This window comes from Lysobacter sp. F60174L2 (assembly GCF_052547135.1).
This window is the reverse complement of sequence record NZ_JBQWRA010000003.1, coordinates 355,054-370,963: the sequence shown is the minus strand read 5'-3', so window position 1 is coordinate 370,963 and position 15,910 is coordinate 355,054. Positions and strand designations below refer to the sequence as shown.

General features: G+C 68.4%; 14 protein-coding genes. 5 read left to right on the top strand and 9 right to left on the bottom strand.

Annotated elements, in window-relative coordinates:
• Positions 1-90: 90 nt before the first annotated feature.
• From lexA to ACT9AS_RS10685, 3 genes are read right to left on the bottom strand one after another with little or no spacing between them, the layout of a single operon-like run.
• Entirely contained in the window at positions 91-735 is a 645-nt protein-coding gene (gene lexA, locus ACT9AS_RS10695; RefSeq protein ID WP_445100119.1) for a transcriptional repressor LexA, read from the bottom strand.
• 54 nt (positions 736-789) lie between these two features.
• Positions 790-1,290: a nicotinamide-nucleotide amidohydrolase family protein gene (locus tag ACT9AS_RS10690; protein ID WP_445100118.1), complete on the bottom strand. Its 501-nt coding sequence runs from the start codon at positions 1,288-1,290 to the stop codon at positions 790-792.
• Positions 1,291-1,317: 27 nt separating this feature from the next.
• Complete coding sequence (locus tag ACT9AS_RS10685) at positions 1,318-3,921, bottom strand: TonB-dependent receptor domain-containing protein (protein WP_445100117.1); 2,604 nt, start codon at positions 3,919-3,921, stop codon at positions 1,318-1,320.
• 290 nt (positions 3,922-4,211) lie between these two features.
• Here ACT9AS_RS10685 and mutS point away from each other — a divergent pair, with 290 nt between their 5' ends.
• The 3 genes from mutS (at position 4,212) to ACT9AS_RS10670 (ending at position 9,805) form a co-directional block, all read left to right on the top strand.
• Complete coding sequence (mutS, locus tag ACT9AS_RS10680; protein ID WP_445100116.1) at positions 4,212-6,779, top strand: DNA mismatch repair protein MutS; 2,568 nt, start codon at positions 4,212-4,214, stop codon at positions 6,777-6,779.
• A gap of 214 nt (positions 6,780-6,993) precedes the next feature.
• Entirely contained in the window at positions 6,994-9,126 is a 2,133-nt protein-coding gene (locus ACT9AS_RS10675; protein WP_445100115.1) for a TonB-dependent receptor domain-containing protein, read from the top strand.
• A 76-nt stretch (positions 9,127-9,202) separates the two neighbouring features.
• A complete protein-coding gene (locus ACT9AS_RS10670) occupies positions 9,203-9,805 on the top strand; it encodes a DUF937 domain-containing protein (RefSeq protein WP_445100114.1) in 603 nt (200 codons plus the stop codon).
• 60 nt (positions 9,806-9,865) lie between these two features.
• Here the strand turns inward: ACT9AS_RS10670 and ACT9AS_RS10665 are convergent, their stop codons facing one another.
• From ACT9AS_RS10665 to ffh, 6 genes are all read right to left on the bottom strand, one after another.
• Positions 9,866-10,270 (bottom strand): S4 domain-containing protein, encoded by a 405-nt coding sequence (locus ACT9AS_RS10665; protein WP_445100113.1) that lies wholly within the window; start codon positions 10,268-10,270, stop codon positions 9,866-9,868.
• Between the two features lie 181 nt (positions 10,271-10,451).
• The gene (gene rplS / locus ACT9AS_RS10660) at positions 10,452-10,853 is read right to left on the bottom strand and encodes a 50S ribosomal protein L19 (protein WP_445100112.1); all 402 of its coding nucleotides are present in this window, start codon (positions 10,851-10,853) and stop codon (positions 10,452-10,454) included.
• 155 nt (positions 10,854-11,008) lie between these two features.
• Complete coding sequence (trmD, locus tag ACT9AS_RS10655; protein ID WP_445100111.1) at positions 11,009-11,773, bottom strand: tRNA (guanosine(37)-N1)-methyltransferase TrmD; 765 nt, start codon at positions 11,771-11,773, stop codon at positions 11,009-11,011.
• A gap of 16 nt (positions 11,774-11,789) precedes the next feature.
• Positions 11,790-12,305: a ribosome maturation factor RimM gene (rimM, locus tag ACT9AS_RS10650; RefSeq protein ID WP_445100110.1), complete on the bottom strand. Its 516-nt coding sequence runs from the start codon at positions 12,303-12,305 to the stop codon at positions 11,790-11,792.
• Positions 12,306-12,342: 37 nt separating this feature from the next.
• Positions 12,343-12,612: a 30S ribosomal protein S16 gene (gene rpsP, locus ACT9AS_RS10645; RefSeq protein ID WP_332614180.1), complete on the bottom strand. Its 270-nt coding sequence runs from the start codon at positions 12,610-12,612 to the stop codon at positions 12,343-12,345.
• Positions 12,613-13,066: 454 nt separating this feature from the next.
• On the bottom strand, positions 13,067-14,431 hold the full coding sequence (gene ffh, locus ACT9AS_RS10640; protein ID WP_445100109.1) for a signal recognition particle protein: 1,365 nt from the start codon (positions 14,429-14,431) through the stop codon (positions 13,067-13,069).
• 131 nt (positions 14,432-14,562) lie between these two features.
• Between ffh and ACT9AS_RS10635 the strand changes: the two genes are divergently transcribed.
• Together ACT9AS_RS10635 and ACT9AS_RS10630 are read left to right on the top strand one after the other, a co-directional pair.
• Positions 14,563-15,351, top strand: a complete 789-nt coding sequence (locus ACT9AS_RS10635) for a cytochrome c biogenesis protein CcsA (RefSeq protein ID WP_445100108.1) — start codon at positions 14,563-14,565, stop codon at positions 15,349-15,351.
• 87 nt (positions 15,352-15,438) lie between these two features.
• A complete protein-coding gene (locus ACT9AS_RS10630; protein WP_445100107.1) occupies positions 15,439-15,909 on the top strand; it encodes a MarR family transcriptional regulator in 471 nt (156 codons plus the stop codon).
• Position 15,910 lies beyond the last annotated feature (1 nt).

The following is a 15,910-nucleotide window of genomic DNA, read 5'->3' as shown; positions in this document are numbered from 1 at the left end:
GGCGATGTACCCGTGCGATCGGGCAAGGCGCCGGCAACGGGTCGGAAAACACCGCGCCCGGAGGCACGCAAACCGGAGCCCGGGCACGCCTCAGTGCCCACGCCGTACCAGCCCGCAGTACAACCCCTCGATCGCGAAATCCTGGTCGGGCAGCACTTCGATGGGGGCGTAATCGGGGTTGCGCGGCAGCAGCCTGATGCGGTCCCTGGCGATCTTCAGCAGCTTGACCGTGATCTCGTCATCGATCCGGGCAACCACGATCTGACCGGAGCGCGCCTCCGGTGTCCGATGCACGCCGATCAGGTCGCCATCGAAGATGCCCTCGTCGCGCATCGAGTCGCCCTGGACCTTGAGCAGGTAGTCCGGCGACGGGAAGAAGATATTGCGGTCCAGCAGGATGTAGTCGTCGACCCCGGCATCGGCCCCGATCGGTGCCCCTGCGGCAACCCGGCCGAGGATCGGCAGGCGCAGCGCGTCATCGAAGCTGGGTGGCGGCAGCTCGTCCGACACGGCGTCCGCGTCCGGTTGCACCAACTGGATGCCACGCGCCTTGCCCGGCACCCGGCGGATCACGCCGGCCTGTTCCAGTGCTTCGAGGTGATATTGCGCGGCACGGACGCCGGAGAACCCCATCGCGCGGGCGATCTCCGTCTGCGAGGGCGGCATGCCGTCAGCCGCGATGCGCTCGCCGATCAGGGCGAGGATGGCTTGCTGGGTTTCGGTCAGCGCGTTCATTAGTAGTAATACTACTAACAACTTTCAGCAGGGCGCAAGCCCCTGCCCCACGGCTCAGGCGGCGAGGTCGAGCAGTCCGTGCAACGCCGCGGCGACAGTCTGCCGGCGCACGGCCTCGCGGTCGCCATCGAAGTGGAACACCACCGCCGTCGGGTAGCCGCCACGGCTCTTCCAGGCGATCCACACGGTGCCGACGGGCTTGTCCTCGATACCCCCGCCGGGCCCGGCGATGCCCGTCACCGCAACCGCCAGGCTGGCGCCGGAATGCACCAGCGCGCCGGACACCATCTCGATCACGGTTTCCCGGCTGACCGCGCCGTGCTGCTCCAGCGTGTGTGGCTGGACCCCGAGCAGTGCCTGCTTGGCCTCGTAGCTGTAGGCGGCCATGCCGCTTTCGAACCACTCCGAGGCCCCGGCGATATCGGTCAGGGTCTTGGCGATCCAGCCGCCGGTGCAACTCTCGGCAGTGACCAGCCGATGGTGGTGTTTGCGGGCCGCCTCGCCGACCTGCTCGGCGAGGCGCTGGAGGGCGGCGTCGGATACGTCTTTGCTCATGGGGCCGACTATACCGGCCCCGCCCCATCAGTACCGAACGCGCAGGGTCACCCCGTAGGTACGCGGGGCGCCGAGGAAGGCGTTCCAAGCACCGGCCTGCAACGGGGCGTCGAAGCCGACCTGGATGTATTCCTCGTCGGTCAGGTTGTCCGCCCACAGTTCCAGCATCCAGCTGCGATCACTGGCGCCGAAGCCGAGCCGCGCGTTGGCGACGGTGTAGGCGGCCTGCGCTTTCTGCGGATCGAGATCGGAACCGGTGTTGCTGTCGGACGTGTACTTCGCGCCGATGTTGAAGCGCGCCACCAGGTCGGCGCCGAGACCGTGCTCGTAGGTCAACGATCCACTGGTCGACCACAACGGCGCGAAGCTGGCGCGGCTGCCGGGCAACAACGCGAGATCGGCGTCGGGCAACGTCTCGTCGCCATAGCGGGTGTCGGCATACATCACCCCGCCCTGCAGCAGCAGCCCCTCGATGCCGGTCTGCCAGATCGCCTCGGCGTCGACGCCCTGCGACACGACTTCCGGGATCGCCCGCACCACGAAGCTGGTGCCGAGGAAGCTGTTGAGCTGGAAGTCGGTGTAGGTCTGGTGGAACAGGGTCGCGTTGAGCAGCAGGTTGCCGTCGGCCCAGGTGGTGCGGGCCCCGAGTTCGTAGCTGTCGACGAACTCGCCCGGGAACGAGGTGTCGTCGACCGGCGCGATGCCGGCGGTGCCGCTGGACAAGCCATTGGACGACTGCACTCGGTCGAGGTTGAAGCCGCCGGCCTTGTAGCCGCGCGCGGCCGACAGATAGGTCATCACCTGCTCGTTCCAGCGGTAGGCCGCCTTCAGCGTGCCCGACCATTCGTCCTCGTCGCGCTCCTGGTGGGTGACCCGGCCGTTGTGCAACGCGTTGGCCCAGGGCAGGCACATGTAGCCCGCGACCTGCGGTGCGACGGCGCCGAGGATCTGCGCCTGTACGTCCGGCGGCAGCGCCGTGATCGGAACACCGCGGGCCATCAATGCGGCCGCGACCCGCCCGGCCGGATCGGCCAGCACCGCGCCACAGCCCACGCTGCCGTTGGGGTTGGAATAGATCGAATCGAGGGTCTTGTTCTCGCGCGTCGCACGCAGGCCCAAGGTCAGGTCGAGCGCATCGGTGGCGTGCCAGGTGTTGTTGGTGAACAACGCGAAGCTGCGCGAGTTCTGGTCGTAGCGGTCGAGCGCGCCAAGCCCGGCGAAGTTGCCGCCGAACGGCTGCCCGCTGACCTGCGAGAAGAACGACGCCGGGTTGGACTGGTCGACGGTGATGCCCATCGGCCCCAGCTGCGCGGCCAGTCCGCCGAGCACCTGGCTGCCGACCAGCGTCGACAGGTACGGCTCGTACGCCGCGCCGATCCGGTAGGAGTCATGCCGGTCGAGGTCCTCGTCGGCATAGAACATCCCGACCATCCAGTCGACGCTGGCGGTCGACCCGGTCAGGCGGAACTCCTGGCTGAAGGTCTCGAAGCCGGTGAACGATTCGTCCGGGTCCGGCGCGCGGTACAGCACGTCGGCGGCACTGAAGTCGAAGTCCAGGCCGTTGATCGCCTGCCAGTCGCGCACCGCGGTGATCGAGGTCAGGTCGGCGCCACCGAACCATGGCGTGGCCCAGTCGAGTTGGGCCGAGATGCCCTTGTCCTTGATGTCCTGTTCGGTGCTGCGGTTGCTGTAGGCCACCCGGGCGAACGGATCGACGGTCGGACTCACTCCCTCGCCCCCGGCCAGCGCGTTGATCACCTGCATCGGCGCGTTGAACGGCAGCCCGGGGGTGTTCTCGCGGACGATGGTCACGCCGGTGCAGCAGTTCTCCTCGCGGCTGGTGAAGTCGGCGATGAGGTTGATGTCGAGGTCGTCGGTCGGCTCGACCAGCAGTTGCCCGCGCAGCGAGTGGAAATTCTGGTCGTAATCGTCGGTCTCCTGACGCGGTCCGACGCCGGTTCGCACTTCCATGTGCCCGTCGCGCTTGCGCTTGGCCGCGTAGATGTTGAACGCCGCGTTGTCACCGATTGGCGTGTTGAACGAGCCGGCCGCGCCGAGCGCGTCGTAATTGCCGACGGTCAGTTCGCCCTCGACCACGGTGGTGTAGCTCGGGCGACGGGTGACCACGTTGATCACGCCGGCCGAGGTGTTCTTGCCGAACACCGTGCCCTGCGGCCCCTTCAACACTTCGATCCGCTCGATCTGGCCGAGGTCGCCGAAGCCGACGCCGTTGCGCGGCCGGTAGACGCCGTCGATGACCACGCCGACCGACGATTCCAGACCCGGGTTGTCGCCCACCGTGCCGATGCCGCGGATGCGCGCGGTGGTCTGCACTGCGCTCTGGGTGCTGGTCACGGTCAGCCCCGGCACCAGCAGCTGCATGTCCTTGATGTCGCGCACGCCGGTGTCCTGCAGCAACTGCTCGTCCAGCACGGTGATCGCGATCGGCACGTCCTGCAGCGCTTCCTCGCGCTTCTGGGCGGTGACGGTGATCGCCGACAGCGTGGTCGCCTCCTCCTCGCCGGGGGCCGGTTCAGCGGCCTGTTGCGCATGCGCGGGCGCCCACCCGGCGCCGAGGACCGCCACCACTGCGAGTACCAGGACCTTCCGATCCAGCCTGCTCGAATCCATCGCGACTCTCCCCGGAGTTGTTGCCGAATGACTGCAGGACTTCCCCGAACAACCGGCGGGCGCAACCGGCCGCCGAAACACCGCGACCGTGACCGCCGCCACAGAACCTACACGGCAGCGTATGGCCGCGCATGCCGCATTGCAGCAGTCCCGGCCACCGCGATGGCGACTGGCATACTGTGGCCATCGAACGGGTCCGCCCGCTCCCCTCGCTTTTTTCCGACCGCCGAGCCGTGCCCCAGTCCAGTTCCGCCGCAAACGCCCGCAATACCGACGCGCACACGCCCCTGATGAAGCAGTTCTTCGCCGCCAAGGCAGAGCATCCGGACGTGCTGCTGTTCTTCCGCATGGGCGACTTCTACGAACTGTTCTTTGATGACGCCCGGAAGGCCGCGAAGCTGCTCGACATCACCCTGACCCAGCGCGGCAGTTCGGCCGGCCAGCCGATCCCGATGGCGGGCGTGCCGCACCACGCCGCCGAGGGTTACCTGGCGCGGCTGGTGGCGCTGGGCGAATCGGTGGCGATCTGCGAGCAGATCGGCGACCCGGCCGCGAGCAAGGGCCTGGTCGAACGCAAGGTGGTTCGCATCGTCACCCCCGGCACGGTCACCGACGAGGCGCTGCTGAGCGAGCGCCGCGACACCCTGCTGCTGGCGGTGTCGCGCAACAAGGCCGGGTTCGGACTGGCGTGGGCGGACCTCGCCGGCGGCCGTTTCATGGTCAACGAAGTCACCAGCGAGGACGCGCTCGAAGCCGAACTCGCGCGGCTGGAGCCGGCCGAGACCCTGTGCGCCGACGAGGACGGCTGGCCGGCGTTCGTGGTCGAGCGCAACGGCCTGCGCCGGCGCCCGCCATGGCTGTTCGACGCCGACAGCGGCCGCCGCCAGTTGCTGAAGTTCTTCGGCCTGCACGACCTGACCGGTTTCGGCCTGGACGACCGGCCGCTGGCGATTTCCGCCGCCGCCGCGCTGCTCGGCTACGTCGAGGAAACCCAGAAGCAGCGCCTGCCGCACCTGACCTCGATTGCGATCGAATCCGGCGACGGCGCGATCGCGATGAACGCCGCGACCCGCCGCCACCTCGAGCTCGACACCCGGGTCGATGGCGATACCCGCCACACCCTGCTCGGCGTGCTCGACTCCACCGTCACCCCGATGGGTGGCCGCCTGCTGCGCCGCTGGCTGCACCGCCCGCTGCGCGACCGTGCGACACTGCGCCTGCGCCACCACGCCGTCGATATTCTCGCTGGATCCACGGCCGGCGACGACCTGCGCACGCAGTTCCGCGCGCTCGGCGACCTCGAGCGCATCCTCACCCGCATCGCCCTGCGCAGCGCGCGCCCGCGCGACCTGTCGACCCTGCGCGATGGCCTGGGCCTGCTGCCAGAACTGCGCCGCGTGCTCGGTCCGCTCGATTCACCGCGCCTCGGCGAACTGGCAGTCGAACTCGGCGAGCACGATGCGCATGCCCACCTGCTGCGCTCGGCCATCGTCGAACAGCCGCCGGTGCTGGCGCGCGATGGTGGCGTGTTCGCCGATGGTTACGACGCCGAACTCGACGAGTTGCGCACGCTGTCGTCGACCGCCGACCAGTTCCTGGTCGACCTCGAAACCCGCGAGCGCGAAGCCAGCGGCATCGCCACGCTGAAGGTCGGCTACAACCGCGTGCACGGCTATTACCTGGAAGTCAGCAAGGCCCACGCGGCCAAGGCGCCGACCCATTACACCCGTCGCCAGACCCTGGCCAACGCCGAGCGCTACATCACCGAGGAACTCAAGCAGTTCGAGGACAAAGTGCTGTCGGCGCGCGAGCGCGCTCTCGCCCGCGAGCGGCTGTTGTACGAACAATTGCTCGATGTCCTAGGCGAGCGGCTGGAGCCGTTGAAGCGCTGCTCCGCCGCGCTGGCCGAACTCGACGTGCTGGCCGGCCTGGCCGAGCGCGCGCAGTCGCTGGACTGGTCGCGGCCGGAACTGTCGGAGGAGCCCGGCATCCGCATCGAACGCGGCCGCCATCCGGTGGTCGAGGCGGTGCGCAGCGAGCCGTTCGAACCCAACGACCTGGTCCTGCACGAGGACCGCCGGATGCTGGTGATCACCGGTCCGAACATGGGCGGCAAGAGCACTTACATGCGCCAGAACGCGCTGATCGTGCTGCTGGCGCACATCGGCAGCTTCGTGCCGGCGACGCGCGCGGTGATCGGCCCGGTCGACCGCATCCTGACCCGCATCGGCGCTGGCGACGACCTCGCGCGCGGGCAGTCGACCTTCATGGTCGAAATGAGCGAAACCAGCTACATCCTCCACCACGCCACCGAGCAGTCGCTGGTACTGATGGACGAGATCGGCCGCGGCACCTCGACCTACGACGGCCTCGCGCTGGCCGAGGCCTGCGCGCGGCACCTCGCGCATGCCAATCGCGCCTACACCCTGTTCGCGACCCACTATTTCGAACTGACCACGCTGGCCGGCGAGCCCAACAACAGCGGCGGCAGCGGCATCGCCAACGTCCACCTGGATGCGGTCGAGCACCACGACCGCGAACGCGGCGACACGCTGGTGTTCATGCACGCGGTCAAGGACGGCCCGGCCGATCGCAGCTTCGGATTGCAGGTCGCGGCGCTGGCGGGATTGCCGCGCTCTGTGGTCAACCAGGCGCGTGGCCGGCTGGCCGAACTGGAGCAACAGAGCCGCGACGCACCCAAGCCGTCGATGGCCGCCGCCGCGCTGGACCAGCCGCAGCAGATCGGACTGTTCGCACCCGCCTCCGCCGCACTGGACGCACTCGCCGCGATCGATCCCGACGAGTTGACGCCCAAGCAGGCGCTCGAAGCGCTGTACCGCCTGAAGTCGCTTGGATAACCATCCGTCCGGACTTTTGTAGGAGCGACGTAAGTCGCGAACGCCAGGACAGCCGGGATCGCCGTGCGGTCGCGACTCACGTCGCTCCTACACGAAGCCCCATCGAACTTCTTTCACCCAGTACTGAAGGACCGATGCATATGGTCCCGATGCGATGCATGACGCGGCCCCATCGCCCGCCCCAACCCGACGCACTACTCCACAAGGACGCCCAATGCGTGTTTCCCTGCTCGCCGTCGCCACGGCAACCGCCCTGCTGACGACGCCGGCGCTGGCCCAGTCAAGCAACGACGCCACCGAACTCGACCCGGTGGTGGTGACCGCGACACGCAATCCCGACGACGCCCTGCTGGTCCCTGCCGCGATCGACGTGATCACGGCGGCGGAGATCGGCCGCGCACAACCGAAGATCGACCTGTCCGAATCGCTGCAGCGCGTCCCCGGCGTGGTCGCGCGCGACCGCCAGAACCAGGCGCAGGACCTGCAGGTCTCGGTCCGCGGCTTCGGCGCACGCGCAACCTTCGGCGTGCGCGGCGTGCGCCTGTATACCGACGGCATCCCGGCGACGATGCCCGACGGCCAAGGCCAGGTCTCGCACTTCCCGCTGGAATCGGCCGGTCGCATCGAGGTATTGCGCGGGCCGTTCTCGGCGTTGTACGGCAACGCCTCCGGTGGCGTCATTTCGCTGTTCACAGCCGACGCGCCGGACCAGCCACTTGTACGTGCTGGGCTGATCGCCGGCGACGATGGATTGCAGCGTTCGTCGGTGTCGTTCCACACTCCGACCGGCCGCCGCGACGACGGCGATTTCCTGCTCGACCTGGTCAACGTCGACAGCGACGGCTACCGCGACCACAGCGCCGCACGGCGAAGCAGCGGCCAGGCATTGCTGCGCGGCACGTTCGCGAACGAGGCCCGCTACACCCTGCTGCTCAACAGTCTCGATCTCGAAGCCGATGACCCGCAGGGCCTGACCTTGGAGCAGTTGCAGGGCGACCGCCGTGCCGCCAGCGATGGCGCACTGGCATTCGACACCCGCAAGACCGTCCGGCAGCACCAGCTCGGCGCACGCATCGAGCAGGAACTCTCGGCCAGCCATGCCTACGCAGTGACCGCCTACGGCGGCAACCGCCAGACCACGCAGATGTTGTCGGTACCGGTGGCGGTGCAGCGCGACAACCCGCTGCACAACGGCGGCGCGATCGATCTGGACCGCGACTACTTCGGCATCGACAGCCGCTGGCGCTGGTCCACGCAGCTGTGGCAACGACCGTTCTCGGTGACCACCGGCCTCGACTACGAAGTCTCCGATGAGCACCGGCTCGGCAACGAGAACTTCATCGGCGAAACCATCGGCGTGGTCGGTGCGTTGCGGCGCGACGAGCGCAACCGCGTCACCGCGCGCGACGTCTACGTGCAGGCCGACTGGGAGCCGGCCGAGCGCTGGCGGATCAACATCGGCGCGCGCCACAGCCGGGTGGAGTTCGACTCGGACGACCACTTCTTCACCGACATCAACCCCGACGACAGCGGCACCCTGGAGTATTCGCGCACCTCGCCGGTCGCCGGCGTGCTGTTCCGCGCGACCGACCGGCTCAGCGTGTACGCCAACACCGGCGGCGGTTTCGAGACTCCGACCTTCTCCGAACTGGCCTATCGCAGCGACGGCCTTGGCGGCCTCAACGACGCCCTGCGCCCTGCCCGCAGCCGCAACCACGAACTCGGCCTGCGCGCGCGCACCGATCGCCTCGACTGGTCCGCCGCGGTGTTCCAGAGCCGTACCGAGGACGAACTGGTGGTCGTGGCCAACGATGGTGGACGCAGCATCTACGGCAACGCCGGCATTTCGCGCCGTCGCGGGCTGGAGCTGGCAGCGTCGGGCGAACTGGCCGATCGGTGGCATTTCGCCAGCAGCTACACCCTGCTCGACGCCCGCTACCTGACCGACTTCGCGGTGTGCGCCGAGGCGCCGTGCGGGGAACAGGACCGGCTGATCGAAGCCGGGCGGCACATCCCCGGCCTGTCCCGTCATTCCGCATGGGCCGAGTTGCGCTGGAGTCCCTCCGACCGCACCGACATCCTGCTCGACGGCCGCTTCGTCGACCGCGTCCACGTCGACGACGGCAACAGCGAAGCGGCGCCCGCCTACACCCGCTTCGACCTCGCTGCCGAGCACCGTTTCAGCATCGCCGGGCTGGACTGGCGTGGCTTCGTGCGCCTCAACAACCTGTTCGACCGCGACATCATCGGTTCCGTCATCGTCAACTCTGGCGGCGGCCGCTATTACGAACCGTCGCCGGGCCGCAACTGGCTGGTCGGGCTCAGCGCGAGCCGTTCGTTCGAGTAGCCCGTTTTCCGGGCATGGCCATGAACCGGCGGTTTGGCGCTAGGATCGGGCTTCTCCCAACAAGGATGGACTCGCCATGGCCACCTCCCTGACCAACGACCTGATGCACCAGCTGCAGGGCCAGCCGCTGCAGCAGATGAGCCAGCAACTCGGGCTGGCGCCCGACGAGACCGCCAACGCCGTATCGGCCGCGTTGCCGCTGCTGATGGGCGCGCTCGGCCGCAACGCGAGCCAGCCGCAAGGCGCGCAGGCGCTGTTCGGCGCGCTGCAGAAGGACCATGCCGGCCTCGACGTCGGCAGCGTGCTGGGCGCGGTCCTCGGTGGTGGCGGTGGTGGCGGCGACATCCTCGGCCATGTCTTCGGCGCCCGCGAGCAGACCGCGGCGCAGGGGCTGGGCGCGGCGACCGGGCTGGGCGGCGATCGCGCCAACTCGTTGTTGAAAATGCTCGCGCCGATCGTGATGGCCTATCTGGCCAAGCGCGTGCTGGGTGGCGGCAATGCCGGGGCCAGTCCGCAGGCGTTGGGCAATGTCCTGGGGCAGGAGCAGCAGCAGATCCGCCAGCAGGGCGGCATCGGTGGCGGCCTGCTGGGCGCGGTGCTCGACCGGGATGGCGACGGCGATGCCGACGTGTCGGACCTGCTCAAGCTTGGCGGCTCGATCTTTACCGGCGGTCGCTGAGCGGGCACGCGCCTTGGCGGACCGGTTGCAGCTTTTCGATCGGCTACCGCATCGATCCGGCTACAGCGCGTCGATATCGCCCAGCGCCCTGATCAGCCGACGGGCCCGCTTGTCGGGCTTGGTTTCGGGCGGCTGGTAGCCGGCGCGTTCCGCGGCACGCAATGCACGGATGCGCTCGCGCTCCGCGCGTGAGGTTTCGGATTCCTCGTACAGGGTCCGCGCCACGCTGGCCGGGCCGCGCTTCTCGGCAAGCGCGAGCACGGTGACCTCGAAGGTTTCTTCGCCGCGGCCAACCCGTAGCGCGTTGCCGACCCGCAGCGTCCGCGACGGCTTGGCGCGCTGGCCGTCGACCTCGACCTTGCCGGTCTCGATCGCGTGCTTGGCGAGAGCGCGGGTCTTGTAGAAGCGCGCGGCCCACAGCCACAGGTCGAGGCGTACGGTCGGAGTGTTGACTGGTTCGGTCATCGGGCCATTGTAGGAGTGAGGTCGCATGCCGACCTCGGTAAGTCGCGATGGGAAGCCGGGTTGCCATGTGGGTTTCCGATCGCGACTTACGTCGCCCCTTACAAAAAGCACGGGTTCCCTCATCCCGCAAACGCAAACGGCCGCCCTGGGGCGGCCGTCGTTGCGCATCGCGGGGCGCGAATTACTTCGCGGCAGCCGCTTCGGCCTTGGCCTTCGCATATGCGGCCAGGTCTTCCTTGATGCGCGCCTTCTTGCCTTCCAGACCACGCAGGTAATAGAGCTTGCCGGCGCGGACCTTGCCGCGGCGCTTGACCTCGACCGAGTCGATGATCGCGCTGTGGCTCTGGAACACGCGCTCGACGCCGAAGCCGTGCGAGATCTTGCGCACGGTGAAGGCCGAGTTCAGGCCGGCGTTCTTGGTCGCGATGACCACGCCCTCATAGGCCTGGACGCGCTCGCGGTTGCCTTCCTTGACCTTGACGTTGACGACGATGGTGTCGCCCGGGCTGAAGGCAGGCAGCTCGCGCGTGACCTGTTCGGATTCGAAGTTCTGCAGCAGCGTGTGGATCGAGGGCTTGTTCATGACATTGACCTGTTTGGATGGCCTTTACGGCCTGCCTGTTGGATTCGTTGTAGCGCGAGTGCACGTGGACCCGCGTCTGGCATTGGATGGAGCAAGGCGTAGCTAAGCGGCGAATTATAGCGGGATTTCTCCTTGCGTGGCCAGTAGTTGGCGGATTATTCCCTGCTCCCACCCTGACCCGACCCGTCCTGCCCCGCGCGCCACTCGGCCAGCAGCTTGCGGTCCGCCTTCGACAGATTCGCCTCGTCCAGCAGCTCCGGGCGCCGTTGCGCGGTCCGCGCCAGCGACTGCTGGCGGCGCCAGCGCGCGATCGCGGCGTGGTTGCCGGACATCAGCACCGGCGGCACCGTCCCGAGTTCGTGTTCGACCGGGCGGGTGTAGTGCGGGCAGTCGAGCAGGCCGTCCTCGAAACTGTCCTGGGTCGCGGACTCGGCGTGGTTGAGCGCGCCCTCCTGCAGCCGGGCGATCGCGTCGACCAGCACCGCCGCGGCCAACTCGCCGCCTGACAGCACGTAGTCGCCGATCGAGATTTCCTCGTCGACCTCGGCCGCGACCAGACGCTCGTCGATGCCTTCGTAGCGGCCGCACAGCAGCACCAGGCGGTCGTGGGCAGCCAGTTCGCGGACCTTCGCCTGGGTCAGCGGCGCGCCCTGCGGACTCAGGTAGATCGTCCGGCTCGGGGCCGGATCGGCTGTCCGCGCGGCCTTGAGGCTGGCCCGCAACGGGTCGATCAGCATCACCATGCCGGGGCCGCCGCCAAATGGGCGGTCGTCGACCCGGCGGTAATTGCCCTCGGCGTAATCGCGTGGATTCCAGCCGTGCAGCGACAGCAGTCCGCGCTCGGCCGCGCGCCCGGTCACGCCAAACGCGGCGCACTGGGCGATGAACTCGGGGAACAGGCTGATGACGTCGATGCGCATGGTCTTCGCCGGCCCGCTAGAAGTCGGAGTCCCAGTCGACCGTGATCACGCCGGCATCGATATCGATCGAGGTGACGTATTGCGGCTGGACGAACGGGATCATGCGTTCGCGCTCGTCGTCGCGGGCCACCAGCACGTCGTTGGCGCCGGTCGAGAACAGGTGCGAGACCGTGCCCAGGGCAACGCCGTCGACGGTGACCACGCTCAGGCCTTCGAGGTCGGCCCAGTAGAACTCGCCGGGCCTGGCCGGCGGCAGGGCGTCGCGCGGGACGTGGATTTCCAGCCCTTGCAGGGCCTCGGCGGTGGTACGGTCGACGACATCGGGAAACGTCGCGACCACGTGCTTGCCGGTCTCGCGGCCACGCACGCCGCTGACCTCGCGCTCGCGCCCGTGGGCGTCGCGCAGGGTCCAGGGCTGGTAGCGGAAGATCGCGTCGCGCGGCTCGGTCCAGGACTCGAGCTTTACTTCGCCACGCAAACCAAGGGCGCCTGCAACCTTGCCCAGAAGGATGCGGCGCCCTGGTTCGTTCATGTCGTCATGCGGCCGCGCGCGGGGCGCGGCCTGCAGGTCAGGCGGCGGTGGCCGGCGCGTCGGCCGACTTCAGCGCTTCCTTGTACAGCACGGCGACCTTGTCGGTCAGCTGCGCGCCGTGGCCCAGCCAGTGCTGGACGCGGGCGGTGTCGAGCTCGACGCGCTTCTCGGCGCCGGCAGCCACCGGGTTGTAGAAACCGACGCGCTCGATGTTGCGGCCGTCGCGGGCGCTGCGGCTGTCGGTAACGATGATGTGGTAGAAGGGACGCTTCTTGGCGCCGCCGCGGGTCAGTCGAATTTTGACCATGGGTATGCTTTCCTGTGTCGCCCAGCCGTCGGAATGACGGGGTAAGCCGGCAAGTATAAAGGGTTTTTCGCCCGAGGGAACCTCCCGGCTGCTATGCCCCTCTACGCCCTCTCCCGCTTGCGGGAGAGGGCTGGGGTGAGGGCATGCGAAACGGCGCTTGCGTCGCATCTGCGGTGTCGCGCGCCCTCATCCGCCCTGCGGGCACCTTCTCCCGCAAGCGGGAGAAGGGAAGGCGAATGCGCCCCCTCTTGTCTGGGAGCGCAACGCGTCTTTGCTCCCTCTCCCGCTTGCGGGAGAGGGTTGGGGTGAGGGCATGCGAAACGGCGCTTGCGTCGCACCTGCGATGTCGCGTGCCCTCATCCGCCCTTCGGGCCTTCTCCCGCAGGCGGGAGAAGGAAAAGCAATTGCGTCCTTCGACAGGCGTGAGAAGGAAGCGGTCGCCTTTGGCGGCGTTCTAGAAGGGCATGCCGCCTCGGCCGCCCATCATCCCGCGCATGCCGCGCATCATGCCCTTCATGCCGCCGCGGCCCAGCTTGCCCATCATCTTTTCCATCTGCTGGTACTGCTTCATCAGCTTGTTGACGTCGGCCGGGGTCATGCCGGAGCCGGCGGCGATGCGCTTGCGGCGCGAGCCGTTCAGCAAGGCCGGGTTGCGGCGCTCCTTCAGCGTCATCGAGTTGATGATCGCGACCAGCCGCGGGACCTCCTTGCCGGTCACCTGCTGTTTGACCGACTCGGGGATCTGGCCCATGCCCGGCAGCTTGTCCATCAGGCCGCTGATGCCGCCCATGCTCTGCATCTGCTCGAGCTGGTCCTTCATGTCGTTGAGGTCGAACTTCTTGCCCTTGGCGACCTTCGCCGCCAACTTTGCCGCCTTGTCCTGGTCGACCTGCTGCTCGACCTGCTCGACCAGCGACAGCACGTCGCCCATGTCGAGGATGCGGCTGGCAACGCGCTCGGGATGGAACACGTCGAGGCCGTCGGGCTTCTCGCTGACGCCGATGAACTTGATCGGCTTGCCGGTCACGTAGCGCACCGACAGCGCCGCGCCGCCGCGGGCGTCGCCGTCAGTCTTGGTCAGCACCACACCGGTCAGCGGCAGTGCCTCGCCGAAGGCCTTGGCGGTGGTCGCCGCGTCCTGGCCGGTCATCGAGTCGACCACGAACAGGGTCTCGGCCGGGTTCACGGCGCCGTGCAGCGCCTTGATCTCCGACATCATCGCCTCGTCGATCGCGAGGCGGCCGGCAGTGTCGACGATCAGCACGTCGGCGAACGACTTGCGGGCGTCGTCGATCGCGGCGCGGACGATGGCCTCGGGCTTCTGGTCGGCCTGCGACGGGAAGAACAGCACGTCGACCTGCTGCGCCAGCGTCTCCAGTTGGGCGATCGCGGCCGGGCGGTAGACGTCGGCCGACACCACCATGACCTTCTTCTTGCGTTTGTCCTTCAGGTGCTTGGCCAGCTTGGCGACGGTGGTGGTCTTGCCCGCGCCCTGCAGGCCGGCCATCAGGATCACCGCCGGCGCCGGCACGTTGAGGTTGAGGTCGCTGGCCTGCGATCCCATGACCGCGGTCATCTCGTCGCGCACGATCTTGACCAGGGCCTGGCCCGGGGTCAGCGACTTCAGCACTTCCTGGCCGACCGCGCGGACCTTGATCCGCTCGATCATCGCCTGCACCACCGGCAGCGCGACGTCGGCTTCGAGCAAGGCGATGCGGACCTCGCGCAGCGATTCGCGGATGTTCTCCTCGGACAGGCGGCCACGGCCACGCAGGCGCTCGACGGTGCCGGACAGGCGCTGGGTCAGGGATTCGAACATGGGAGCGGGGACCTGCGGAGGTGGGAAAAATCGGTTGCGAAGTATAGCCCGCCGCTGTTGCTCCCTCCCCGCTTGCGGGAGAGGGCCGGGGTGAGGGCGCGCGTGGGCGGGGCGTATGCCAAACTCCGGCGATGACAATCGTTCTCATCGCGATCCTGCTTTATCTCGCCGCCGCCGGACTGCTGGTCGCCAACGTGCGGCGCGACAGCGGGCACGGCAGGGCCTGGCTGGTGTTGGCCGCCATCGGCGTCGGCCTGCACGCCGCTACGCACCTGCTCGCCTGGCGCGGAAGCGGCGGCGCGGACATGCATTTCTTCGCGGCGCTGTCACTGGTCGGGCTCGGGATGGCGGCGCTGACCGCGATCGTCGGGGCGTCCGGGCGCATGCGTGCGCTGGGGGTGGTGGTGTTTCCGCTGGCCGCGCTGGCGCTCGGCGGCTACCACGCTTATGGCCACGTGCCGCCGGAACCGCTGGGCTGGCGCCTGCAACTGCACGCCTGGACCGCCCTGCTCGCCTACGCGACGCTGGCGATCGCGGCGTTGCTGGCATTGATGCTGTGGCTGCAGGAGCGTGGCCTGCGTCGTCGCGAGTTCCACCGCTGGCTGCGCGCCCTGCCGCCGCTGGTGGAGCTGGAAACCCTGCTGTTCCGCACCATCGGGGTCGGCTTCGTGCTGCTGACCGCGACCCTGCTGACCGGCGCCCTGTTCGTCGAGAACATGTTTGCCCAGCATCTGGCCCACAAGACCGTGCTCAGCGTGCTGTCGTGGCTGGCGTTCGGCGGGTTGCTGCTGGGCCGCTGGCGCTACGGCTGGCGCGGCGCGGTCGCGGTGCGCTGGACCCTGGCGGCGATGGCACTGCTGGTGCTGGCCTTTTTTGGCAGCAAGTTCGTGCTGGAACTGGTGCTGCACCGCACCAGCTGAACAAGGGTTTTACCGAATCCGGCGACTTGATTGCCTAGACAATATTTGCCTTGACAACTATTGCATGGGCTAGCAATATTCGGCGCCATGAGCTCCGCCCCCACCCCGCCACCGGAACAGCCCTGCACCGGCTCGACCCTCGGCCTGCTGTTCCGGCAGGTCCGCGATGCGATGTGGGCGCGGATGGAGCAGGAACTGGCCGGGCTCGGCCATGACCTGACCTTCAGCCAGTACATCACCCTCAAGAAGCTCGCGACCGGCACCGCCGGGGTGACCGACCTCGCCCGTGCGGCGGAGGTCAATCCGGGCGCGATGACCCGGCTGCTCGACAAGCTCGAGGCCAAGGGCCTGGTCACCCGCACCACCGACCCCGACGACCGCCGCGCCACCAACATCGGCCTGACCGATGACGGCCAGCGGATCTGGCAGGACATCAACCAGTGCGGCATGCGCGTGCGCGAGCGCGCCATGGCCGGCATGAGCGAGGCCGACCGCGCCCAGCTCACCCGCCTGCTCGAACAGGCCCGCGACAACCTCCAACCTCCTTCCGGTTCCTGAC